This is a genomic window from Micromonospora sp. WMMA1923, assembly GCF_049179195.1.
GTDB classification, from domain to species: Bacteria; Actinomycetota; Actinomycetes; order Mycobacteriales; family Micromonosporaceae; genus Micromonospora; species Micromonospora yangpuensis.
Window position 1 is genome coordinate 4,223,168 of sequence record NZ_JBMHLZ010000001.1, and the last position, 21,604, is coordinate 4,244,771.

The 21,604-nt window shown below is 72.7% G+C and carries 25 protein-coding genes and 1 riboswitch; of the genes, 13 read left to right on the forward strand and 12 right to left on the reverse strand.

Annotated elements, in window-relative coordinates:
- Positions 1-68 precede the first annotated feature (68 nt).
- Positions 69-653, forward strand: coding sequence for a TetR/AcrR family transcriptional regulator (locus ACN28G_RS18950; protein WP_421480006.1), 585 nt, complete (start codon positions 69-71; stop codon positions 651-653).
- Positions 654-784: 131 nt separating this feature from the next.
- Here the strand turns inward: ACN28G_RS18950 and ACN28G_RS18955 are convergent, their stop codons facing one another.
- From ACN28G_RS18955 to ACN28G_RS18965, 3 genes are all read right to left on the reverse strand, one after another.
- Positions 785-2,164 carry a glycine--tRNA ligase gene (locus ACN28G_RS18955; RefSeq protein ID WP_091442280.1) on the reverse strand — a complete coding sequence of 460 codons (1,380 nt, stop codon included), beginning with the start codon at positions 2,162-2,164 and terminating at the stop codon, positions 785-787.
- Positions 2,165-2,250: 86 nt separating this feature from the next.
- Complete coding sequence (locus ACN28G_RS18960; protein WP_229688465.1) at positions 2,251-2,697, reverse strand: hypothetical protein; 447 nt, start codon at positions 2,695-2,697, stop codon at positions 2,251-2,253.
- Positions 2,698-2,991: 294 nt separating this feature from the next.
- Positions 2,992-3,333, reverse strand: a complete 342-nt coding sequence (locus tag ACN28G_RS18965) for an antibiotic biosynthesis monooxygenase family protein (protein WP_091442288.1) — start codon at positions 3,331-3,333, stop codon at positions 2,992-2,994.
- 27 nt (positions 3,334-3,360) lie between these two features.
- Here ACN28G_RS18965 and ACN28G_RS18970 point away from each other — a divergent pair, with 27 nt between their 5' ends.
- From ACN28G_RS18970 to ACN28G_RS19000, 7 genes are all read left to right on the forward strand, one after another.
- On the forward strand, positions 3,361-3,618 hold the full coding sequence (locus ACN28G_RS18970) for a DUF6703 family protein (protein WP_091442291.1): 258 nt from the start codon (positions 3,361-3,363) through the stop codon (positions 3,616-3,618).
- Between the two features lie 111 nt (positions 3,619-3,729).
- Positions 3,730-4,749 carry a metal ABC transporter substrate-binding protein gene (locus tag ACN28G_RS18975; protein WP_091442295.1) on the forward strand — a complete coding sequence of 340 codons (1,020 nt, stop codon included), beginning with the start codon at positions 3,730-3,732 and terminating at the stop codon, positions 4,747-4,749.
- Complete coding sequence (locus ACN28G_RS18980) at positions 4,746-5,507, forward strand: metal ABC transporter ATP-binding protein (protein WP_091442300.1); 762 nt, start codon at positions 4,746-4,748, stop codon at positions 5,505-5,507. The genes ACN28G_RS18975 and ACN28G_RS18980 overlap by 4 nt, the downstream gene beginning before the upstream one ends.
- A 2-nt stretch (positions 5,508-5,509) precedes the next feature.
- A complete protein-coding gene (locus ACN28G_RS18985; protein WP_421480938.1) occupies positions 5,510-6,379 on the forward strand; it encodes a metal ABC transporter permease in 870 nt (289 codons plus the stop codon).
- 42 nt (positions 6,380-6,421) lie between these two features.
- Positions 6,422-6,721, forward strand: a complete 300-nt coding sequence (locus ACN28G_RS18990) for an ArsR/SmtB family transcription factor (RefSeq protein ID WP_421480007.1) — start codon at positions 6,422-6,424, stop codon at positions 6,719-6,721.
- On the forward strand, positions 6,718-7,119 hold the full coding sequence (locus ACN28G_RS18995) for a Fur family transcriptional regulator (protein WP_091442308.1): 402 nt from the start codon (positions 6,718-6,720) through the stop codon (positions 7,117-7,119). Before ACN28G_RS18990 ends, ACN28G_RS18995 begins: the two co-directional genes overlap by 4 nt.
- A 103-nt stretch (positions 7,120-7,222) precedes the next feature.
- On the forward strand, positions 7,223-7,825 hold the full coding sequence (locus tag ACN28G_RS19000) for a hypothetical protein (protein WP_091442311.1): 603 nt from the start codon (positions 7,223-7,225) through the stop codon (positions 7,823-7,825).
- Between the two features lie 223 nt (positions 7,826-8,048).
- On the opposite strand, the gene ACN28G_RS19005 is transcribed toward ACN28G_RS19000, so the two are convergent.
- The 4 genes from ACN28G_RS19005 to ACN28G_RS19020 all read right to left on the reverse strand — a co-directional run bounded on the left by ACN28G_RS19005 (position 8,049) and on the right by ACN28G_RS19020 (position 11,254).
- Positions 8,049-8,537, reverse strand: a complete 489-nt coding sequence (locus ACN28G_RS19005) for a DUF6328 family protein (RefSeq protein WP_421480008.1) — start codon at positions 8,535-8,537, stop codon at positions 8,049-8,051.
- Positions 8,538-8,639: 102 nt separating this feature from the next.
- Entirely contained in the window at positions 8,640-9,470 is an 831-nt protein-coding gene (locus ACN28G_RS19010) for an alpha/beta fold hydrolase (RefSeq protein ID WP_421480009.1), read from the reverse strand.
- Between the two features lie 27 nt (positions 9,471-9,497).
- Positions 9,498-10,250, reverse strand: a complete 753-nt coding sequence (locus ACN28G_RS19015) for a TIGR03943 family putative permease subunit (protein WP_421480010.1) — start codon at positions 10,248-10,250, stop codon at positions 9,498-9,500.
- Entirely contained in the window at positions 10,247-11,254 is a 1,008-nt protein-coding gene (locus ACN28G_RS19020; protein WP_421480011.1) for a permease, read from the reverse strand. Before ACN28G_RS19020 ends, ACN28G_RS19015 begins: the two co-directional genes overlap by 4 nt.
- A 407-nt stretch (positions 11,255-11,661) precedes the next feature.
- Positions 11,662-11,766: riboswitch (TPP riboswitch) on the forward strand.
- A 74-nt stretch (positions 11,767-11,840) separates the two neighbouring features.
- Between ACN28G_RS19020 and ACN28G_RS19025 the strand changes: the two genes are divergently transcribed.
- From ACN28G_RS19025 to gndA, 4 genes are all read left to right on the forward strand, one after another.
- Positions 11,841-12,431, forward strand: a complete 591-nt coding sequence (locus tag ACN28G_RS19025) for an ECF transporter S component (RefSeq protein WP_091442328.1) — start codon at positions 11,841-11,843, stop codon at positions 12,429-12,431.
- A 23-nt stretch (positions 12,432-12,454) separates the two neighbouring features.
- The gene (locus ACN28G_RS19030) at positions 12,455-13,882 is read left to right on the forward strand and encodes an ABC transporter ATP-binding protein (protein ID WP_421480012.1); all 1,428 of its coding nucleotides are present in this window, start codon (positions 12,455-12,457) and stop codon (positions 13,880-13,882) included.
- 17 nt (positions 13,883-13,899) lie between these two features.
- Positions 13,900-14,700, forward strand: a complete 801-nt coding sequence (locus ACN28G_RS19035) for an energy-coupling factor transporter transmembrane component T family protein (protein ID WP_421480013.1) — start codon at positions 13,900-13,902, stop codon at positions 14,698-14,700.
- Positions 14,701-14,844: 144 nt separating this feature from the next.
- Entirely contained in the window at positions 14,845-16,290 is a 1,446-nt protein-coding gene (gene gndA / locus ACN28G_RS19040; protein ID WP_091442340.1) for an NADP-dependent phosphogluconate dehydrogenase, read from the forward strand.
- A gap of 76 nt (positions 16,291-16,366) precedes the next feature.
- Here the strand turns inward: gndA and ACN28G_RS19045 are convergent, their stop codons facing one another.
- The 4 genes from ACN28G_RS19045 to recO form a co-directional block, all read right to left on the reverse strand.
- On the reverse strand, positions 16,367-16,555 hold the full coding sequence (locus tag ACN28G_RS19045) for a hypothetical protein (RefSeq protein WP_091442344.1): 189 nt from the start codon (positions 16,553-16,555) through the stop codon (positions 16,367-16,369).
- A 126-nt stretch (positions 16,556-16,681) separates the two neighbouring features.
- On the reverse strand, positions 16,682-17,680 hold the full coding sequence (locus tag ACN28G_RS19050; protein ID WP_421480014.1) for an acyltransferase domain-containing protein: 999 nt from the start codon (positions 17,678-17,680) through the stop codon (positions 16,682-16,684).
- A 109-nt stretch (positions 17,681-17,789) separates the two neighbouring features.
- Entirely contained in the window at positions 17,790-18,602 is an 813-nt protein-coding gene (locus ACN28G_RS19055; RefSeq protein WP_421480015.1) for an isoprenyl transferase, read from the reverse strand.
- On the reverse strand, positions 18,599-19,417 hold the full coding sequence (gene recO, locus ACN28G_RS19060; protein WP_091442352.1) for a DNA repair protein RecO: 819 nt from the start codon (positions 19,415-19,417) through the stop codon (positions 18,599-18,601). Before recO ends, ACN28G_RS19055 begins: the two co-directional genes overlap by 4 nt.
- Before the next feature lie 101 nt (positions 19,418-19,518).
- Between recO and ACN28G_RS19065 the strand changes: the two genes are divergently transcribed.
- Positions 19,519-20,343: a DUF4097 family beta strand repeat-containing protein gene (locus ACN28G_RS19065; protein ID WP_091447080.1), complete on the forward strand. Its 825-nt coding sequence runs from the start codon at positions 19,519-19,521 to the stop codon at positions 20,341-20,343.
- A gap of 1 nt (position 20,344) precedes the next feature.
- Here the strand turns inward: ACN28G_RS19065 and ACN28G_RS19070 are convergent, their stop codons facing one another.
- Positions 20,345-21,568: an acyltransferase family protein gene (locus ACN28G_RS19070; protein WP_421480016.1), complete on the reverse strand. Its 1,224-nt coding sequence runs from the start codon at positions 21,566-21,568 to the stop codon at positions 20,345-20,347.
- Between the last annotated feature and the right edge of the window lie 36 nt (positions 21,569-21,604).

Genomic DNA, 21,604 nt, shown 5'->3' on the forward strand with positions numbered 1-21,604 from the left:
TCATGAGCAACAATGTAGGCGCTGACGACAATGCTGTCAACGACAACACCATTTGCTAGGGTGAACCCGTGCCCGCGTACCACCACGGAAACCTTCGGACGGCGCTGCTCGACGCGGCCGAGCGCAGCCTGCGCCAGCACGGTGCCGAGCAGCTCTCCCTGCGGGAACTGGCCCGCGAGGCCGGCGTCAGCCACGCCGCCCCCCGTCGGCACTTCCCGGACCGTCAGGCGCTGCTGGACGCACTCGCCGAGGCCGGCTTCGCCCGGCTGGACACGGAGCTGCGGGCGGCGTTGGACGCCGCGGGTGAGGAGTTCGCGCCGCGCATGCACACCGTCGCGGCGGCCTACCTGAGGTTCGCCACCGAGGACGCCGCGCTGCTGGCACTGATGTTCGCCGGTAAGCACCGCGACGGCGCCGAACGGCTGGTCGAGGCCGCCGCCGCGCCGTTCGGACTGCTGGACGGTCTGATCAGGCAGGGGCAGGCGGAGGGCGTGCTGGAGCCCGGCGACTCACAGCGCACGGGCATCGTGATGTTCGCGACGCTGCAGGGCATCGCCGCACTGGTCAACGGCAACCTGGTGGCACCGGAACTACTCGACGGGATCGTGGCGACCGCCGTCGACCAGTTCATCCGCGGATCGCGGCGCCGTTGACACTCCCGGCGGGAGATTCCGTACGGACCTGACCGGGAAGCTCGACGGGCTGAGCGAACGCGAACAAGCGCGCAGTGAGAAGGGGCCCCTTCTCGACAATATGCGTTAAGAAGGGGCCCTTCCTTACACATCTAGCAGCCGGGGAGGTGCTCGATGAGGTAGCGCTCGACCTGGTCGAGGGAGATCCGTTCCTGGGTCATGGTGTCCCGGTTGCGGACGGTCACCGCGTTGTCGTCGAGGGTGTCGAAGTCGACGGTGACGCAGAACGGGGTGCCGATCTCGTCCTGCCGGCGGTAGCGGCGACCGATGGCCTGCGAGTCGTCGAACTCGACCACCCAACGCTTACGCAGGTCGGCGGCGAGCCCCTTGGCCTTCGGCGAGAGCGCCTCGTTGCGCGACAGCGGCAGCACCGCCACCTTGACCGGGGCCAGCCGGGGGTCGAAGCGCATCACGGTGCGCTTGTCCACGCCGCCCTTGGTGTTCGGCGCCTCGTCCTCGTCGTACGCCTCCAGCAGGAAGGCGAGCACCGCCCGGGTCAGGCCGGCGGCCGGCTCGATGACGTACGGGATCCAGCGCTCGTTCTTGGTCTGGTCGAAGTAGGACAGGTCGACGCCGGAGTGCTTGCTGTGCGTGGCGAGGTCGAAGTCGGTCCGGTTGGCGATCCCCTCCAGCTCGGCGAACTCGCTGCCACCGAACTGGAAGCGGTACTCGATGTCGACGGTGCGCTTGGAGTAGTGCGAGAGCTTGTCCTTGGGGTGCTCGTAGAAGCGCAGGTTGCCCTCGGACAGCCCCAGGTCGAGGTACCAGTTCCAGCGCTCGGAGAGCCAGTACTCGTGCCAGGTCTCGTCGGTGCCCGGCTCGACGAAGAACTCCATCTCCATCTGCTCGAACTCGCGGGTACGGAAGATGAAGTTGCCCGGGGTGATCTCGTTGCGAAACGACTTGCCGGTCTGCGCGATGCCGAACGGCGGCTTCTTGCGGGCGGCGGTCGCCACGTTGTTGTAGTTGACGAAGATGCCCTGGGCGGTCTCCGGCCGCAGGTAGTGCAGGCCCTCGTCGCTCTCCACCGGGCCGAGGTAGGTCTTCATCAGGCCGTTGAACATCTTCGGCTCGGTGAAGGTGCCCTTGTTGCCGCAGTTGGGGCAGTTCAGCTCCTGCAGCGAGGTCAGCGGCTTGCCGTGCTTCTCGGCGTACGCCTCCTCCAGGTGGTCGGCGCGGAACCGCTTGTGGCAGGACTGGCACTCGGTGAGCGGGTCGACGAACTCGGCGATGTGGCCGCTGGCCTCCCAGACCTTGCGGGCCAGGATGACCGCGGAGTCCAGGCCGACGACGTCGTCGCGCTGCTGGACCATGGTCTTCCACCACTGCCGGCGGACGTTCTCCTTCAGCTCCACGCCGAGCGGACCGTAGTCCCACGCCGATCGGGTCCCGCCGTAGATCTCGCTGGAGGGAAAGACGAAGCCCCGGCGCTTGGCGAGGCTGACGACGGCGTCGATACGGTCGGCTGGCATGTTTCCTCCTACGCCGACTGGCGGTCGGCGGGGACGTGGGATGGACGGTGCGGGCGGTGTTGCCCAGCACACTACCGATGGGCTGGTCAGTCGATCCCGCAGACCTCCAGGCCACCGGTCTGGTTGTCCGGGGCCAGGTTGATCGTCTGGGTGTCCTGGCCACCGCCGGTGTAGGTCACCCGCACCGGCACCCGGAGGTTCACCTCGTCGACGTCACCCACCCGGTACTCGGTGATCTCCGGCTCGGCCGCGACGCGCCGCTCGAAGTCCGGCTCGGACTCCCGGCGCCGCTCGGACTCGCAGAGCAGGTCGTAGGCCTCGCCGTACTTCTTGTCCACGATCGCCCGGTAGTAGTCGTCGGCGACCGCGCGGCCCTGCTCGTCGATCGCGCGGACGTTGGTGACCGCCAGCCCGACGATCGCCGCGCCGCCCCCGCCGCAGCAGAGCACCGCGGCCAGCGCCCCGACGCCGAGACCGAGCCAGAGCCGGGAGCGCCGGCCCTCGGTGGGGGGCGCGGCGAACGGCGGCGCCACCCCGGGTCCGGCCGGTGGCGCGGGTACCCCCGGCTCCTCCGACCTCCCCGGCCCGCCGGGCGAACCCGGAGACACGGGCCCGCCGGGCTGCGCCCGTTCCCCCGGCCCGCCGGGCGATTCCGGAGACATGGGTACGCCGGGTGGAGCGGGTACGCCGGACGACGGCGGCTGCCCACCGGGGGCCGCGTCGTCCGCGCCGGGTGACGCGGGGCCACCCGGCCCGGAGGAACCGGGGTACGGCTGCGGCTCGGGCGGTCCGGGAGCAGTCATACCGTGCAGGGTAGTGCCCGGAGATCAGCGGTACGGGTCAGCCGCTCGATCACTGCTGGCGACCACCACGTCCCCGCCCGGTGCCGCGCTGGCCAACGCCTCGTAGGCGGATGGCTCGTCCAGCGACTCGGCCAGCAGCGGCGTGGCGTGGATCTTGACGTCGAAGTTGCCGAGCGCCCGCCGGTACGTCCCGACCGACTCCCACTCGGTGAGCAGACTCCAGTGCCGTGGGTCGTCCAGCGCCCGCAGCAGGTGCCCGCGCAGGTAGCCGGGGCAGGCGGCGAGCACCGTGAGGGCGGCGTGCGCCCGCTCGGTGAAGGTGTCGGCGGCGTCGGTTTCCACCACGAACCGGTTGGTGACCAGCACCCGGGTCCTCCTCGTAGAGTCTGTGGGATGCAGCGTACGCAGCGACCTCTGCTGGCCCGACTGGCCCGGCTGAATCCGACGTCGGTCTTCCTGGCCAGCCTGGTGCTGGTCCTGGTGGCGCTCTTCGCCCCGGGTGTGGTGGGCGCGCTGCTGCTGCTGGCGATCGCCGCCGCCCTCATCGCCCTCTCGGTGACCACCTGGCCGGTGCAGACCCCGGCGAACCGGATCATCCGGCTGGTCGTGGTCACCCTGTTGATCGCCCTCGCCCTGACCAAGCTCCTCTGAGCGGTACGGCCCAGGCGCTGCTGCGCGGTGCGGCCCAGGCGCTGCTGCGCGGCCGGCTCATGCACTCATGCGGCTTTGACAATCAATTTCGTCTAGGCGGAGAGTAGTGGCATGAACAGCCGTTACGTTTCCCGTACCCTGGCCGCCGCGACCACCGCGCTGCTCGTCCTGGCCGGCGCCACGGCGTGTGGCGACGGTGGCGGCCAACCCGCCGGCGCCGACCCGGACCGGATCGACGTGGTGGCCGGGTTCTACCCGCTGCAGTTCGTCGCCGAGCGGGTCGGTGGCGACGCGGTGACAGTGACCAACCTCGCCCGTCCCGGGGCCGAGCCGCACGACCTGGAACTCAACCCGGGCCAGGTGGGGCAGCTCAGCCAGGCCGAGCTGGTGATCTTCCTGGACGGCTTCCAGCCCGCCGTGGACACCGCCGTCGAGCAGAACGCCAAGGACCGCGCGTTCGACGTGGCCACCGTCCAGCCGCTGCTGGACGCCGCAGCCGGCGGGCACGACCACGACCACTCGGGCGAGGACGACCACGGTCACGAGGACGAGAAGGGCCACGAAGACGAGAAGCACGAGGACGAGAAGAAGGCCGCCGAGGAGGGTGGCGGAGCCAAGGACCCGCACGTCTGGCTCGACCCGACCCGGCTGGCCACCATCGGCGAGAAGCTCGCCGAGCGGCTCGGACAGCTCGACTCCGGGCGGGCCGCCGACTTCACCGCCCGCGCCCAGCAGCTGCGGACCGAGCTGGAGAAGCTGGACACCGAGTTCACCGAGGGGCTGAAGACCTGCCAGCGCCGGGAGATCGTGGTCAGCCACACCGCCTTCGGTTACCTCACCCAGCGCTACCAGCTGGAGCAGATCGGCATCACCGGGCTCACCCCGGAGAACGAGCCCTCCCCGCAGCGCCTCGCCGAGGTCACCGAGGAGGCCCGCGAGCACCAGGCCACCACGATCTTCTTCGAGACGCTGGTCAGCCCGAAGGTCGCCGAGACCATCGCCCGTGAGGTCGGGGCCAAGACCGCCGTACTCGATCCGCTGGAGGGGCTGTCGGCGGAGAACGGCGGCGACTACCTTTCGGTGATGCGCACCAACCTGCAGACCCTCCGGACGGCACTGGGCTGCTCGTGAGCGAACCTGTCATCACCGTCACGCACGGGGTGGTCGGCTACGACGGCCGCCCCGTGCTGCGTGACGTCTCACTCGCCGTCACCACCGGTGAGGTGGTCGCCCTGCTCGGCGCCAACGGCTCCGGCAAGTCGACCCTGATCCGGGCCATCCTCGGCCTGGTCCCGCTCAGCCACGGCACGGTCGAGCTGTTCGGCACCCCGCTGCGCCGGTTCCGCCACTGGCACCGGGTCGGCTACGTGCCGCAGCGACTCGGGGCCGGCAGCGGCGTACCGGCCACCGTCCGGGAGGTGGTCGCCGCTGGCCGGCTGGCCCGCCGGGGGGTGCTGCGACCACCCGGCGCCGCCGACCGGGCCGCCGTCGCCGCCGCGCTCAGCGCGGTCGGGCTCGCCGACCGGGCCGGCGACCCGGTCGCCACCCTCTCCGGCGGCCAGCAGCAACGCACCCTGATCGCCCGGGCCCTCGCCGGCGAGCCGGACCTGCTGGTGCTCGACGAGCCGACCGCCGGGGTCGACGCGGTCAGCCAGGAGGCCTTCGCCGGGGCGCTCGGCGGTTTCGTCACCGGCGGCGGCACCGTCCTGCTGGTCGCCCACGAGCTGGGGCCGCTGCGTCCGCTGATCAACCGGGCGGTCGTCGTGCACCAGGGGTACGTCGCACACGACGGCGCGGTACCGGAACCGGCCGGCCACCACGCCGAGCCCGGCCACGACCACGTGCACCCGCACGGTCCCGACGAGCCCGTGGGGCTGTGGAGCCGATGAGCATCGAACTCTTCCAGTACCCGTACATGCAGCGGGCCCTGATCGGCGCGCTGGTCATCGGCCTGGCCGCCCCGGCACTCGGCATCTACCTGGTGCAGCGCCGGTTGGCGCTGATCGGCGACGGGGTCGGGCACGTGGCGCTTACCGGGGTCGGGGCGGGGCTGCTGCTCAACCGCTCCCCGGTGCTGGTGGCGGTGATCGTGGCGACCCTCGGCGCGATCACCATCGAGCTGGTCCGGGCCCGTGGGCGTACCTCCGGGGATCTTGCCCTGGCCCTGCTCTTCTACGGCGGGATCGCCGGTGGGGTGATGCTGGTCGGGCTCTCCGACAGCAGCAACGCCAACCTCAACGCGTACCTCTTCGGGTCGTTGACCACGATCTCGCCCACCGACCTGACGACCATCGCGGTGCTCGGCGCGGTGATCGGGGTGGTCATGCTGGCGCTACGCCCGGCGCTCTTCGCGGTCTGCCACGACGAGGAGTACGCCCGGGTCTCCGGCCTGCCGGTGCGTACCCTCAACCTGCTGCTCGCGGTGGCCACGGCGGTGACCGTGACGATCGCCATGCGGGCCGTGGGGGTGTTGTTGATCAGTGCCCTGATGGTGGTGCCGGTGGCGACCGCCCAGCAGGTCACCCGGGGTTTCCGCAGCACCATGACGGCGGCGATGGCGCTCGGGCTGTTCGCCGCCGGCGGCGGGGTCTACGTGGCCGCGAACGCCGACACCGCCCCCGGTGCGTCGGTGGTGCTGCTGGCGATCGCCTCGTTCCTGGTCGTCGCCGTGGCCGGGGCCGGCTGGCGGGCGGTCCGTCGACGCCGCGTCCCGAGCGGCCCGACGAACGCTCCGGAGCCCGCCGAGGTGGTGCTGCGCTGAGCCGGTTACCGGCGGGTCGTTGAGAACGGTTACCGTTGCGGGGTGACCAGTCCGACCGGCTACGACTCGTACGAGGGTGCGAGTGAGCTGCTGCGTGCGCTCTCCGCGCCGATCAGACTGGCCATCGTCAGCGAGCTGGCGCAGGGTGAACGCTGCGTGCACGAGCTGGTGGAGACCCTCGGAGCGACCCAGCCCCTGGTCTCCCAGCACCTGCGAGTGCTACGCGGCGCCGGGGTGGTACACGGTTCGCGACGCGGCCGGGAGATCGCGTACGCCCTGGTCGACGAGCATGTCGCGCACATCGTGGCGGACGCGGTCAGCCACGCCGGGGAGGGTCCGTGACCGAGGAGAGCACCACCGCCGTCCGCAACACCCGGCAGCGCAGCGCGGTCAGCGCCCTGCTCGGCGAGGTCGAGGGCTTCCACAGCGCCCAGGAGCTGCACGAGATGCTCCGCCGGCGGGGTGACCGGGTCGGCCTGACCACGGTCTACCGCACCCTGCAGGGGCTCGCCGACGCCGGTGAGATCGACGTGATGCGCCCGCCCGGCGGGGAGCACCTCTACCGGCGGTGCAGCGAGGGGCACCACCACCACCTGGTCTGCCGGGCCTGCGGCCGGACCGTCGAGGTGGCCGGCCCCGCCGTCGAGACCTGGGCCGACCGCGTCGCCGCCCAGCACGGCTACACCGACGTCAGCCACACCCTGGAGATCTTCGGCACCTGCCCCACCTGCCCTTCGTGAAAGGAAGGGCCCCCTATTAACGCTTCCGGTAGAGCGGGGCACCCTTCTCACCGGCTGCTGCGGGGCATCGACGGGTGAGCGGGAGCGTGGCACGCTGTCCGGCGTGAAGATCTACGCCGACCGTTCCCCGGTCGCCCTCCGTCAGCTCCTCACCGATCTCCTCGTCGTCGCCTGGGTGTACGGCTCGATCCGGGGCGCGCTCTGGCTGCACGACCTGGTCGAGAAGCTGGCCGTACCCGGACAGAAGCTGGAGGGCGCGGGCGGCGGCCTCGCCGACAACCTGGCCGACGCCGGCGGCAAGGTCGGGCGGGTGCCACTGGTCGGCGACGAGCTGACCGCGCCCTTCGAACGGGCCGCCGGTGCCGCCCGGTCGCTGGCCGAGGCGGGCCGGGACCAGCAGGAACTGGTCGACCAGCTCGCCCTGGCCCTCGCCGTGGCGGTGCTGATCTTCCCCCTCGGGCTGGTGCTCTTCGGCTGGCTGCCGCTGCGGCTGCGCTGGATGCGCCGGGCCGGGTCGGCGGCGGCCCTGGCCGGGGTGCCCGCCGGACGGGACCTGCTGGCCCTGCGGGCGCTGGCCAACCAACCGGTGGGCCGGCTGACCCGGATCGCGCCGGACGTGGCCGAGGCGTGGCGGCGCGGGGACGCGTCCACCGTGGACGCATTGGCCCGCCTGGAACTGCGCCGCCTGGGCCTCAAGTCTCGATAGGGCGCGCCTCGACCCCGGGGTTCGGCCAGGCGCGCCGGCCCCACGGCCGGGGCCAGAGCGGGCCGCGCCAGGCCGGCCTCGGGGCGGGCCACGCCAGGGCGGGTCACGCCAGGGCGGGCCACGCCAGGGCGGGTCAGGGCGGCCCGGACGAAGGGGCCGCCCGGGTCCGTGAGAGGGGCGCCCCGCTATACCGAAAGCGTTAAGCGGGGGCCCTTCCTTTCACTCAGGTGGGGGTGTCCTCGTCGTCGTCGAGGTCATCGTCGCCCCAGTTGCGGCGGCTGAACGGCAGCACCGCCCAGAAGGTCAGGAACCACACTCCGGTGATACCGCTGAGCAGCAGGGCGACCCACCAGGGCAGGACGAAGTCGGTGACCAGCATGACCGCGCTGACCATCGAGACCAGCATGAGCACCAGACCACCGCTGGCCATCCGGTGGGCGAAGCGGACCAGTTCCGGCTTGCGACCCTGCCGGAACAGCGCCCGGTGGAACGCGACCGGCGAGATGATCATCGCGGTGGCACCGGCAGCGGCCAGCAACGCGACGATGTAGACGTCCCGCTGGAAGTCCGTGGTCCGGTCGAACCCGGCACTGAACGGCAGGGTCAGCAGAAAGGCGAAGAGGATCTGCACGCCGGTCTGCGCGACCCGCAACTCCTGGAGCAGGTCGGCGAAGTTTCGCTGCCAACGCTGCTTCTCGGTTTCCTTCGACACGTGCTACCTCCGGTGAGACGTACCGCCCCCGGGGTCCACCCCCGGTTGGCGACAACGCCTTTGCCCTACGGCAGACAGTGCGAAACCGACTCATGAACGTCGTTACAACGTCGGCCCCACCCGGGCCAGGATCGCCTCGGTCAGGGCCTGCGGCGCCTCGTCGGGAATCCAGTGGCTCACCCCGGGCAGCACCACGAAGCGGTACTCCCCCGTCACGCGTTCGGCGCAGGTCTCGGCGGCGGTGCGGCCGATCGCGGTGTCCCCGTCACTCCACACGAAGGTGGTCGGCACCGGCACCGCCGGGGTCCGCGCCAACTCGGCCCCGGACATCGCCCGGTACCAGTTCAGCGCGGCGGTCAACGCCCCCGGCCGGCGCATCGGCTCGGCGTACCGGGCCACCCGCTCGGCGTCACCGACGCCGCCGAGCATCTTGCGCAGCGCCGCGCCGTTCCAGGCCAGCAGCACCTTCTCCGCCGTACCCGCCCGGCGGAACAACGCGATGTACGACGAGCGGGCCTTCTGCCCCGCGTCGGTGGCCAGCGCGTGGGCCATCGCCGCCGGGTGCGGCACCGAGACGGCGGTGAGCGTGTGCACCCGGTCGGGATGGTAGGCGGCCACCTGCCAGGCGACCAGCGCGCCCCAGTCGTGACCGACCAGGTGGGCAGCGGGTACGTCGAGCGCGTCGAGCAGGGCCACCGCGTCGGCGACGCACTCGGCGAGCCGGTAGTCGCGGACCTGCGGTGGCCGGGCGTCGGGCGAGTAGCCGCGCTGGTCCGGGGCGTAGGTGCGCAGCCCGGCGGCGTGCAGGGCCGGCACCACGTCGTCGAACTCCCCGGAGTGCTGCGGGAACCCGTGCAGCAACAGCACCGGCACCCCGTCGGCCGGCCCACCGGCGGCAACGTCGAAGGTGAGGCCACGCGTTTCGATCCGCATCACCGGAACCTACCCGGGCCGGGCCGGCTAGTCGTACTGTTGCCGGGGCACGGGGACCTCACGCCAGGTCTCGACGTCCAGGTAGGGGATCTCGGCGTCGTTGACCGGGTCCCGTCCGATCCGGTCGGTGTACCGCCCGATCACCTCGATCCAGGTGTCCTGGGGCAGGCCCACCGGCACCTCGCCGGTCAGGCCCAGCTTGACCGGACGCCCGTCGGCGGCACAGCAGGACAGCACCATCCGGGCCAGGATCGGTTCTCCGGCGCCGCCGGTGGCGATGAATCCGGTGAGCTGGACCCGGCGGTCGCCGATCGACTCGCCGGCGTCGAAGAGCGCCCGGGAGGCGTAGTCCAGCACGGTGATCTTGGCAGGGTCACCGGCGGGCAGGGCGGGATAGTCGGAGAGCCCACCACTGGGGACGGTGGCACCGGCCTGGCTGACCGCGTACGAGCCGAGCGCGGGCGGGGCGACCAGCAGCAGACCCAGCACCGGCAGCAGGAGCAGCCAACCGATCCGCGGCTCGTGGTGGGCGTGCCCGGCATCGGCGTGCGCCACCGGGCCGGCCGGCTCACCGTCGGGCGGCTGCACCGAGGCGGGCAGCAGCGGGCGCAACTCGTACCAGAGGGTCATCACGGCGACGGCGACCAGTGCCAGGCCGGCGGCGACGAGGAAGGGCTGCAGGCTCTCCTTGACGTAGCGCAGGTGCAGGTCGGTGAGGCTGGCCCGGACCACGGCCCCGCCGAGCAGCAGCAGCACGACCGCCTGGGCCTGCCGGTTCACAGCAGCACCGCCCCGGTGGCCACCGCCACCGTCACGGCGACCACGAACGTCGCCGGGGCGAACCGGAGGGCGAACCGGCGGCCGAAGACCCCCGACTGCATCGCGATCAGCTTCAGATCGACCATCGGACCCACCACCAGGAAGACCAGCCGGGATGTGAGGGAGAACTGGGACAGCGACGCGGCCACGAAGGCGTCCGCCTCGGAGCAGAGGGAGAGCAGCACGGCGAGCACCGCCAGGGCGAGCACCGACAGCACCGGGTTGTCGGCGAGGGTCTGCAGCCACCGCTCCGGCACCAGCACGTTGATGCTGGCCGCCGCCATCGCGCCGAGGACCAGGAAGCCACCGGCGTGCGTGACGTCGTGCCGGATCGCCGCCCAGAACGCCGCACCCCGGGAGAGGCCGTCGAGGTCGGGGCGGTGCGGCAGCCGGATCCAGTCGGCGCGGCCCAGCCGCAGCCAGAGCCAGCCCATCAGCACCGCGACCACCAGGCTGGCCAGGCCCCGGGCGAGCACCATCTCGGGGTTGCCCGGGAAGGCGACCGCCGTCGCGACCAGCACGATCGGGTTGATCGCCGGGGCGGCGAGCAGGAAGGCCAGCGCGGCGGCCGGGGTGACCCCCCGACGGATCAGCGAACCGGCGATCGGCACCGCGCCGCACTCGCAGCCGGGCAGCACGAAGCCGGCCGCGCCGGCCAACGGCACCGCCAGGCCGGGCCGGCGGGGCAGCGCGCGGGCCCAGAACGAACGCGGCACGAAGACCGCGATCACCGCCGAGAGCATCACCCCGAAGACCAGGAAGGGCATCGCCTGCACCAGGATCGAGACGAAGACGGTCGTCCAGGTCTGCCAGCGGGGTGCGGAGAGCAGGTCGGCGACCGGCTCGCGGAAGACGACCAGCAGGATCAGCAGCCCGGCGAGGACCTCCACCGAGCCGACCCGGTCGCCGAGGAACCGGCGTGGCCCGTCCGCCGGGGGCTCGGCCGCCGGAGAACCAGGACCCACCGGGGAACCAGAATCCGCCGGGGAGCCAGGATCCACCGGGGAACCAGGATCCACCGGGGAACCAGAATCCGCCGGGGAGCCAGGATCCACCGGGGAACCAGGATCCACCGGGGAACCAGGACCCACCGGGGAACCAGAATCCGCCGGGGAGCCAGGATCCACCGTCGTACCACGGTGGTTGGTCTCTGCGGTCACCTGTACGCCCCTTCACCGACGCTCCGAACCTGCCAGGGCCCGTTGCCGGTGCGCGGGAACCATCGGTCGGCCGCCTGAGGGTACTGCCCACCGACGGGCCACGTCGATGCGTACCGGACAGCCTGTGGAAAACCCGGCATACCGGCGGCTGACCAGGCAATGATCACTTTGCCGGTCGATTCACCGGGGTGTTAGCGTCGGTGAGACAACTTCACCTCCGACAGGGGAGCGCGCAGCGCTGAGAGTGCGGGTCCGCCCGCAGACCCTCGAACCTGATCTGGGTAATGCCAGCGCAGGGAGTTCGGTCGACCTTCAGCCGCGCCGTCGTCCGGTCCGCCGGGCACGGCGTGCGTCTTCTCCTGGTTCGCACTCGGGACTGGGAGCATCCACCATGAGCCACACCGACACCGATCGCTGGCGGACCATCGACATCGTGGTCGCCTCCGTGATCGCGGTCGCCTTCGGCGTCATCTTCTGGGCCTGGAACCTGGTCTGGACGGCAACCGAGGGCGCGTTCGCCTTCTTTCCACCGGCCCAGGCGGTCATCTACGGCATCTGGCTGGTCCCCGGGGTGCTGGGCGGCCTGGTGATCCGCAAGCCCGGCGCCGCCTTCTACTGCGAGTTCCTCGCCGCGTTCGTCTCGGTGCTGCTGGGCAGCCAGTGGGGCGTGGTGGCCATCCTGCAGGGCGCCTTCCAGGGGGTCGGGGCGGAGCTCGGCTTCGCCGCGTTCCGGTACCGCTCGTACCGGCTGCCGGCGGCGATGCTCTCCGCCACCCTGGCCGGGCTCGCCGCGGCGGTCTTCGACCAGATCCGGTACTACGCCGCGCTCGACCTGCTCACCGCCCGGCTGCCGATCTTCGTCCTGACCGTGCTGAGCGCCACGGTGCTGGCCGGGGTCGGCGGCCTGCTGCTCACCCGGGCGTTGGCCGGCACCGGGGTGCTCGACCGGTTCCCCGCCGGCCGCGACCGCGCCCTGGTCTGATCCCGGACCCGGGGGTACGCGGCGTGGGCACGGTGCGGTTGCGGGGCTTCGGCTGGCGGCACGCGGGGCGTCGGGCCTGGGCGGTACGCGGGCTGGACCTGGACGTCGAGCGGGGCGAGCGGGTCCTGCTGCTCGGTGCCTCCGGGGCCGGCAAGAGCACCCTGCTGGCGGCGTTGGCCGGGTTGCTGCCGACGGACTCCGGCGAGCAGGAGGGCACCGTCGAGATCGACGGGGTCGACCCCCGCAAGGACCGGGAACGCGTCGGCATCGTCTTCCAGGACCCGCAGACCCAGCTGGTGATGGCCCGCTGCGGTGACGACGTCGCGTTCGGCCTGGAGAACCGGGGGGTACCGGCCGGCGAGATCTGGCCAAGGGTCGACGCGGCGCTGCGTCGGGTCGGCTTCCCGTACCACCGGGACCGGCCCACGGCGGCGCTCTCCGGCGGTGAGCAGCAACGGCTCGCCCTGGCCGGGGCGCTCGCCCTGCACCCGGGGTTGCTGCTGCTGGACGAGCCGACGGCCAACCTCGACCCGGTCGGGGCCGAGCTGGTCCGCGACGCGGTCGCGCTCGCCGTGGACGCCGACACCACCCTGGTGCTGGTCGAGCACCGGGTGGCGGAGGCGCTACGGCTGGTCGACCGGGTGGTGGTGCTGGCACCCGGCGGCGGCGTCCGGGCCGACGGCCCGCCCGGGGAGGTCTTCGCCGCGCACGGCGACGAGCTGGCCGCCGAGGGGGTGTGGGTGCCGGGTCACCCGGTCGCGCCCCGCCGGGCCCGGACCCCGGTCGGCGACCGGTTGCTCACCGCCGACCGGCTCGGCCTGCCGCCCCGGTTGGCCACCACCGAGCTGACGGTACGCGCCGGCGAGGCGCTCGCCGTGCTCGGCCCGAACGGGGCCGGCAAGTCCACCCTGGCGCTGCTCCTGGGCGGCCTGCTCCGACCGGGCACCGGCCGACTGACGGCCACCGCCGAGCTGGCCGGCGCGGACGCCGCCACTGCCCCGCACCGGTGGCGGGCACCCGCACTGGCCGGCCGGATCGGGTCGGTGTTCCAGGATCCGGAGCACCAGTTCGTCACCGGCACCGTCAGCGAGGAGTTGGCCCTGGGGCCACGCCGTACCGGTCAGCCGGAGCACGCGGTGCGGACCACCGTGGACGGGTTGCTGCACCGGCTGCGGCTGACCCGGCTGGCCGGGGCCAACCCGTACACCCTCTCCGGCGGGGAGGCGCGGCGGCTGAGCGTGGCGACGGCCCTGGCCACCGCGCCCCGGCTGCTGGTCTGCGACGAGCCCACCTTCGGCCAGGACCGCCGGACCTGGCTGGAGCTGGTGGACCTCTTCGCCGACCTGCGCGACGCCGGGCACGGGGTGGTCACCGTCACCCACGACGCGGACTTCGTCGCCGCGCTGGCCGACCGGACCCTGGTCCTGGAACGCGCCGATGCACGCCGCTGAGGACCGGGAGCGCGCCGATGTTCGGCGGTGAGGCGGTGGCCGCGCCGGACGCCCCGTTGGCCCGGCGCAACCCGGTGGCGAAGCTGGCGGCGGCGATGGTCTTCTCGGTGGTGCTGCTCGCCACACTGGATCCGGTGGCCCCGGCGATCGCCATCGCGGTGGAGTTGGCCGTCCTGCCGCTGTTCGGGGTCCGCTACCGGGTGCTGGCCCGGCGGGCGCTGCCGCTGCTGGCCGCCGCCGCGGGCGTACTGGTGACCCTGGTGTTGTTCGCCGCGGACCGCTCCGGCCGGACGCTGCTCGCGGCGGGTCCGGTGCTGGTCACCTCGGGGGTGCTGGTGACCGCGCTCGGGATGGTGCTGCGGCTGTTCGCGGTGGCCCTGCCCGGGGTGATCGTCTTCGCCACCACCGACCCGACCGACCTGGCCGACGCGTTGATCCAGAACGTGAAGGCACCGGCCCGGTTCGCCATCGGCGCGCTGGCCGCGTTCCGGCTGGTGCCGTTGCTCGCCCAGGAGTGGCAGATGATCGGCATGGCCCGTCGGGCGCGCGGGGTGGACGCCGGGCGCAACCCGGTGGCGAAGCTGCGCCTCTTCGGCTCCACCGGGTTCGCGCTGCTGGTCGGCGCGATCCGGCGGGGCACCCGGTTGGCGGTGGCGATGGACGCCCGGGGGTTCGACGCCGGCGGGCCCCGCACGGTCGCCCGCCGGCAGCGGTTCACCGTGGCCGACGGCCTGCTGGTGGCCGGGGCGCTGGTGGTGGCCGCTGGGTCACTGGCGGTCAGCGTCGCGGTCGGCACCTTCCGTCCGCTGATCGGCTGAGGTCGTACCGGGCGATCGTTCGCGCGACCACCTGGTGACACCAGGTCGATGGCCCCGCCGGTCGGTCCGCCGGCCGCGATACCGTCAGCAGGACTGCAGGCCAAGTTGATCCCTGCAGGCCGACGTGGAAGGTGGCGGAACACAGTGACTGAGCAGGCGACGGCGCAGATCGGCGTGACCGGGCTGGCGGTGATGGGCCGCAACCTGGCCCGTAACCTGGCCCGCAACGGGTTCCCGGTGGCGGTGCACAACCGCTCGCCGGAGCGGACCCGCAAGCTGGTGGCCGAGCACGGCGACGAGGGCACCTTCGTCCCCGCCGAGTCCCTTACCGACTTCGTGGCCGCACTGGAGCGGCCGCGCGCGGTCATCATCATGGTCAAGGCCGGGGGCCCCACCGACGCCGTGATCGACGAGCTGGTGCCGCTGCTCGAAGCCGGTGACATCGTCATCGACTGCGGCAACGCGCACTTCGCCGACACCCGCCGCCGCGAGGAGGCGCTGCGCGCCCACGGGCTGCACTTCGTCGGCACCGGGGTCTCCGGCGGCGAGGAGGGCGCGCTGCTCGGGCCGAGCATCATGCCCGGCGGTTCCGCCGAGTCGTACGCGAAGCTCGGGCCGATGTTCGAGAAGATCGCCGCCCAGGTGGACGGGACGCCGTGCTGCACGCACGTCGGACCGGACGGTGCCGGGCACTTCGTCAAGATGGTGCACAACGGCATCGAGTACGCCGACATGCAGCTCATCGCCGAGGCGTACGACCTGCTGCGGGCCGGACTGGACGCGACCCCGGCGGAGATCGCGGAGATCTTCCGCGACTGGAACACCGGTGAGCTGGAGTCCTTCCTGATCGAGATCACCGCCGACGTGCTCGCGCACACCGACGCCGCCACCGGCCGGGCGTTCGTGGACATCGTGCAGGACCGGGCCGAGCAGAAGGGCACCGGCCGCTGGACCGTGCAGAGCGCCCTGGACCTGGGCATCCCGATCACCGGTATCGCCGAGGCGACCTTCGCCCGCTCGCTGTCCGGGCACGCCGACCAGCGCGCCGCCGCCCACCGGGCCTTCCCGGACGCCGGTGAGAAGTGGCAGGTGAGCGACCGGGAGACGTTCATCGAGGACGTTCGTCGGGCGCTGCTGGCTTCCAAGATCGTGGCGTACGCGCAGGGCTTCGACCACATCCGGGCCGGCAGCCGCGAGTACGACTGGAACATCGACCTGGGCAGCACGGCCACCATCTGGCGGGGCGGCTGCATCATCCGGGCCCGCTTCCTGGACCGGATCAAGCAGGCCTACGACGAGCAGGCGGACCTGCCCAGCCTGCTGGTGGCGCCGTACTTCGCCGAGGCGGTCAGCGCGGGCGTGCCGAGCTGGCGGCGGGTGGTGGCCGACGCGACCCGCGCCGGTGTGCCGGTGCCCGCGTTCGGTTCGTCGCTGTCCTACTTCGACGCGCTGCGCGCCGAGCGGCTGCCGGCCGCGCTGATCCAGGGCCTGCGGGACAACTTCGGGGCGCACACCTACCAGCGGGTGGACCGGGAGGGCTCGTTCCACACCCTCTGGGCCACCGCCGACCGCTCCGAGGTCGAGGGCTGAGCCTCCGCCCGTCGCACGTGGTGACGGCCCCGGTCAACCTCGACCGGGGCCGTACCCGTTCGCCGGGTCAGGTCGGTCAGAAGAAGCGACGGCGGCGCTTGGCCTGCTGCGGGCGGAGCACGTCGGCGCCCTTGCTGAGCAGGCGGCTCACCCCGGTCGGGCCGCGCCGGGCCTCCAGCGTGTGGCTGAGTCGACGGGCACCGGCCGCAGCCAGCGGCACCGCGACGGCCATCACCGCCCACTGCGCGATACGCTTCTGGATCATTGTGGGTTCACCTCCGTCAGTGGCTGCTGACGACAGTGGTACCCAGCCGGGCCGCCCGGTAAGCCTGCCGGCCGGGCCGCCCCACAACGGCCGGCCCGCTGCGGGCCCGCAGACGGGCGGTGCCGGTCAGAGCGGGAAGCGGCCGCGCCGCCAGTGCCAGTGCCGGCCGGCGGCCAGGTGGTCGACGACCGCGCGCTGCAACGCGGTACGACGGGGCAGCCGGTCCAGCGGCGTGCTCAGGGTACGGAAGACGAACCGCAGCACCTCGACGTCGGGGTCCAGCCCCTCGGGCGGCTGGTAGGGCTCCAGCTCGAACCGGCGCTGGAACCGCACGATGTTGGACTCCGCCGGCAGGTACTCGGCCAACTGCGGGTCGAGCAGCCACGAGCCGCAGACGAACTCCCGGTAGCTCTCGTCGGGAAAGTGCCGGGGGAAGAACGCGCGGCCCTGGTCGAGCGAGTCCGCGACCGCCTCCGGGGTCAACGGGCCCGCGTCGGGGATGTGCAGCTCGACGGCGCCGTCGCCGCGATGGTGCTGCAGCCGGCCCAGCTGGTAGAGGCCGCCGCGCACGTGCAGGGTGAGCCAGCTCTGCATGACCGGCCAGCCCTCGCCGCGCATCCGCCGGTCGATCGCCAGGTTGCGGCCGAGGTCGGCCAGGGTCGCCCAGGACACGGCCTCGGCCACCTCGTGGTCGCGGTGGTAGCCGAGCACCACGTCGACCAGGGCCAGGTACGCGTAGGCGTAGAGGTGTCGCCAGGCCGGGCCCCGCTCCCGCGGCAACACCGGGCCGGGTGGCAGCCAGCCGTGGCCGCCGAGGTCGGCGCGGACCAGGGCGATCGACCGGTCGAGCAGCCAGCGCAGCTCCGGTGTCCACCCGCTGGCTTCCGGTGCGGGCCGGCCCGCGATGGCCTCCGGTCCGGGCCGGCCCGCTGTGATCTCCGGCGTGGGCCAGCCCGCGATGATCTCGGCGGCGTCGTCCGGTGGTACCCCGAGGCGGTCGAGGAGCGCGGGCGCGTCGGTGACGGCGGGCAGCGGCGCCGACGGTCGGTCGGCGGCGAGCCGGTGCACCCGCTCGACCTCCTCGACGGGCACTGCGAGCCGGGCGGCGATGTCGTCCAAGTCCACCCGCACGACGGTACCGACCGACCGGGACACCGCGACAGGCCCGCACGAGGGAGACCAAGGCGGCACGACAGGCCCGCACGGAGACCAGGACGACCGGCCCGGCCGGCGGTCAGGTCTGCGGGGCGACCGGGTTGGGCAGCGCGCCGCCGAAGCGGCGGTCCCGCTGGGCGTACAGCTCGCAGGCGTACCAGAGGTGCCGGCGGTCGAAGTCCGGCCAGAGCGTGTCCAGGAAGACCAGCTCGGCGTAGGCGGTCTGCCAGAGCATGAAGTTGGAGATCCGCTGCTCGCCGGAGGGACGCAGGAAGAGGTCCACCTCCGGGACCTCCGGGTGGTACAGGTACTTCGCCAGGGTCTTCTCGGTGACCTTGGCCGGGTCGAGCCGGCCGGCGGCGGCCTCGGCGGCGATCCGGGCGGCGGCGTCGGCGATCTCGGCCTGGCCACCGTAGTTGACGCAGAACTGCAGGGTGAGCGTGGAGTTGTCCTTCGACATCTCCTCGGCGGTCTGCAGCTCGGAGATGACGCTCTTCCACAGCCGCCCGGCCCGCCCGGACCAGACCACCCGGACGCCCAGGTCGACCAGCTGGTCCCGGCGGCGGCGGATGACGTCCCGGTTGAAGCCCATCAGGAACCGCACCTCGTCCGGCGAGCGCCGCCAGTTCTCGGTGGAGAACGCGTACGCCGACAGGTACGGGATGCCCAGCTCGATCGCGCCCTCGACGGTGTCGAAGAGGCTGTGCTCGCCCTGCTCGTGGCCCCGGGTGCGGGGCAGGCCACGCTCCTTGGCCCACCGTCCGTTGCCGTCCATGACGATCGCCACGTGCTTGGGCAACGCATCGGCCGGCAGTGCCGGTGGCCGGGCACCCGACGGGTGCGCAGTCGGTGGCGTCGGCTCACGACGGCCGGCCCTCGTCGATCGAATCACTCGGTCATCTCCCTGGTCACACCCTCCGCGCCGGCTCCGACACCGGGGGTACCGCCCCGGTCGACCAGCGGCAGCGAGCGTAGCGCGCGTTCCAGGTGCCACTGCAGGTGCGCCGCGACCAGGCCGCTGCACTCCCGACGGGTCCCCGCCTCGGTGGCGTCGGCGATCCGCCAGTCGCCGGTGGTCAGCGCGGACATCAGGTCGACGGTGGCCGGTGCCGGATGGGCCGCGCCGGGCGGTCGGCAGTCCGGGCAGACCGCACCCCCGGCCGGTACGGAGAACGCCCGGTGCCGCCCCGGCGTGCCGCAGACCGCGCACGCGGTCAACGCCGGTGCCCAGCCGGCCAGCGACATCGCCCGCAGCAGGTACGCGTCGAGCACCAGGGTGGTGGCGTGCTCGGCCACCGACAGCGCGCGCAGCGCGCCCAGGGTGAGCTGGAACAGCCGCAGCGACGGCTCCCGCTCCACCGGGGTGAGCCGCTCGGCGGTCTCGGCGATCGCGCTGGCCGCGGTGTACCTCGGGTAGTCGCCGAGGAACCGCTTGCCGTACAGGTCGATCCCCTCGACCTGGCTGACGCTGTGCAGTGAGCTGCCGACGTTGCCCTTGGGGTCGCCGGCCAGTTGCAGGTCGACGTGCCCGAACGGCTCCAGCCGGGCACCGAACTTGCTGGTGGTGCGCCGGACCCCCCGGGCGACCGCCCGCATCCGGCCGTGCCGGCGGGTCAGCAGCGTGATGATCCGGTCGGACTCGCCGAGCTTCTGCACGCGCAGCACCACCGCGTCGTCGCGGTAGAGCTGTCGGCGGTACCCGGTCACCCGGTCATTCTCTCTCGGGGTCCGAAATCAGGGTCAGCTCGGGGTGCACCGGCCGGTCGTCCCCGATGCGCGCCGCCGCGCCCGGGCCGTACCGTTCCGCCATGCCTCGGTTCCAGACCGCCCGCCGACCCGCCGTGACCGCCCGGTCGAAACCCCGCCGGGTCGCTGCGTTCGGCACCATCGCCGCGCTCGTGCTCGTCACCGGCTGCGACGGCCTCGCCTCCCGACGGCTCGACTTCGACGACACCGAGTCGGCCCGGATCACCGGCATCACCGTGCTCCGGGGTGCGGGTGACGTCACCGTCCGCGCCACCGACGCCACCACCGGGGTACGGATCAAACGGATCCTGCGCTACCAGGGCGCCAACCAGCCGGACACCAGCTACCAGATCCGGGGCGGGGAGCTGGTGCTGGACACCGACTGCGGCAACCGTTGCTCGCTGTCCTACGAGGTGACCGCCCCGGTGGGCGTCACCGTGCAGGGCGAGCTGGAGGCGGGCCAACTGGACCTGAGCCGGGTGGGTCCGGTGGAGATCACCCTCGGCGCGGGGGACGTCCGGATCAGCGAGAGCAACGGTCCGGTCCGCGCCCGTACCGACGCGGGTGACATCGAGGTCGACCGGATCACCGGCCCGGTCTTCCTGCGCAGCGGGGCCGGCGACGTGACCGGCAAGGCCCTCGGCACCGGTGCGGTCGACGTCGTCACCGAGGTCGGCGACATCTCGGTCTCGCTCGACCAGGTGGCCTCGGCACGCGCGCACAGCGAGACCGGCTCGGTGACGCTCAGCGTGCCGGACGGCCGGTACCAGGTCCGGCACCAGGGTGAGCCGGACGAGGGTGACATCGAGGTGCCCCATGATCCGGGCGCCACCGCCGTGCTCGACGTACGGGTCGACAACGGCCAGTTGAAGATCACCCGCCGGTGACCTACCGGGCCTCGTCGTCGGCCCGCCGCCCCGCGCCGGCCCGGACCCCCACCTCGTCGCCGGCCCGGACCTGCGGCACGTCGCCAACCCGGGCCTGCGGCAGGTCGTCGGCGCGGGCCTGCGGCACGTCGTCGGCGTGACCTCGCCGCCCGTCCCGGGTGCCGGCCGGCGCGTTGCCGACGCGGCTCCTCGGCACCTCGGCGGTGCCGGTGGCCGGGGCCGGGCGACGGCCACCGGGCAGCAGCTCCGGTGGGCGGCGGGCCGCCACGTCCTCCACCCAGCCGACCAGCACCGTCACCACCGCGACCAGGGCGAAGACCAGCACCACCCGGATGGCCAGGCCGACCGGATCCTGATGGGACCAGCCGACCACGTCGACCAGCGGGGTCAACGCGACCACGAACGGCATGTGCCACAGGTAGACGGTGAGCGCCCGCCGGTTCAGCACCGTCACCGTACGGCCGAAGGCGGCGTTGCGGTCCACCCAGGCCGCGCCGGACGGGGCCCGGCCGAGGGCGACCAGGATGAACGCCGCCGACCAGAGGGCGTTGCCCAGCGGGATGTCGTTGAGGTCGTACCCCCGAGGGCCGTGGTTGGCCAGGATCCAGGCCAGCCCGAGACCACCCACCACGACCACGAGCGGGACGAACACCCGGTTGCCGATCCGGCGCAGCAGACCGTCGTGGTGGGCGAAGCCGAGCAGCCACGCTCCGAAGTAGAGCCCGAACTCGCGCACCGCCAGCGACGGATCGGCCAGCACCCCCACCTCGATCGCCACCAACAGCAGGTACGGGGCGAGCAAGGTCGGCAGTGGGGCCCGCCGGAACAGCCACAGCGCCACCGGTGAGGCGAGCACGAACCACAGGTAGTCGCGCAGGTACCAGATCACGCTCAGCGCGAGCGCACCCCAGCCGTTGGCCGGCGGATCGGCGATCGGGAAGAGCCACAGCACGATCCGCCAGGTCGGCGTCAGACCGGTGAGCAGCATGGCGGGTACGAACACCAGGGCGACCACCCACAGCGAGGGCAGCAGCCGACGGAGCCGTCGACCCACCGCCGGTGCCCCGGTACGGGTGAGCGAGGCGGCCATCAACGAGCCGGCGAGCGCGAACATCACCGACATGGCCGGGAAAATCAACGTCAGGCTGGCCCACCCGGTGACGTGGTAGACCACGACCCGGACGATGGCGAGGAAGCGAAGAAGATCCAGGTATCGGTTACGCATCAGCTGCATCCGGGTCGGCGGGCAGGACAGGCACAA

What these genes read in the sequence shown, in the direction of transcription:
- ACN28G_RS18955 (WP_091442280.1), bottom strand. Translation starts at nt 2,164, where the DNA reads ATGCCAGCCGACCGTATCGACGCCGTCGTCAGCCTCGCCAAGCGCCGG.
- ACN28G_RS19035 (WP_421480013.1), top strand. Translation starts at nt 13,900, where the DNA reads ATGTTCGGCGGTGAGGCGGTGGCCGCGCCGGACGCCCCGTTGGCCCGG.
- ACN28G_RS19045 (WP_091442344.1), bottom strand. Translation starts at nt 16,555, where the DNA reads ATGATCCAGAAGCGTATCGCGCAGTGGGCGGTGATGGCCGTCGCGGTG.
- ACN28G_RS19010 (WP_421480009.1), bottom strand. Translation starts at nt 9,470, where the DNA reads ATGCGGATCGAAACGCGTGGCCTCACCTTCGACGTTGCCGCCGGTGGG.
- ACN28G_RS19025 (WP_091442328.1), top strand. Translation starts at nt 11,841, where the DNA reads ATGAGCCACACCGACACCGATCGCTGGCGGACCATCGACATCGTGGTC.
- ACN28G_RS19065 (WP_091447080.1), top strand. Translation starts at nt 19,519, where the DNA reads ATGCCTCGGTTCCAGACCGCCCGCCGACCCGCCGTGACCGCCCGGTCG.
- ACN28G_RS18975 (WP_091442295.1), top strand. Translation starts at nt 3,730, where the DNA reads ATGAACAGCCGTTACGTTTCCCGTACCCTGGCCGCCGCGACCACCGCG.
- ACN28G_RS18970 (WP_091442291.1), top strand. Translation starts at nt 3,361, where the DNA reads ATGCAGCGTACGCAGCGACCTCTGCTGGCCCGACTGGCCCGGCTGAAT.
- ACN28G_RS19070 (WP_421480016.1), bottom strand. Translation starts at nt 21,568, where the DNA reads ATGCGTAACCGATACCTGGATCTTCTTCGCTTCCTCGCCATCGTCCGG.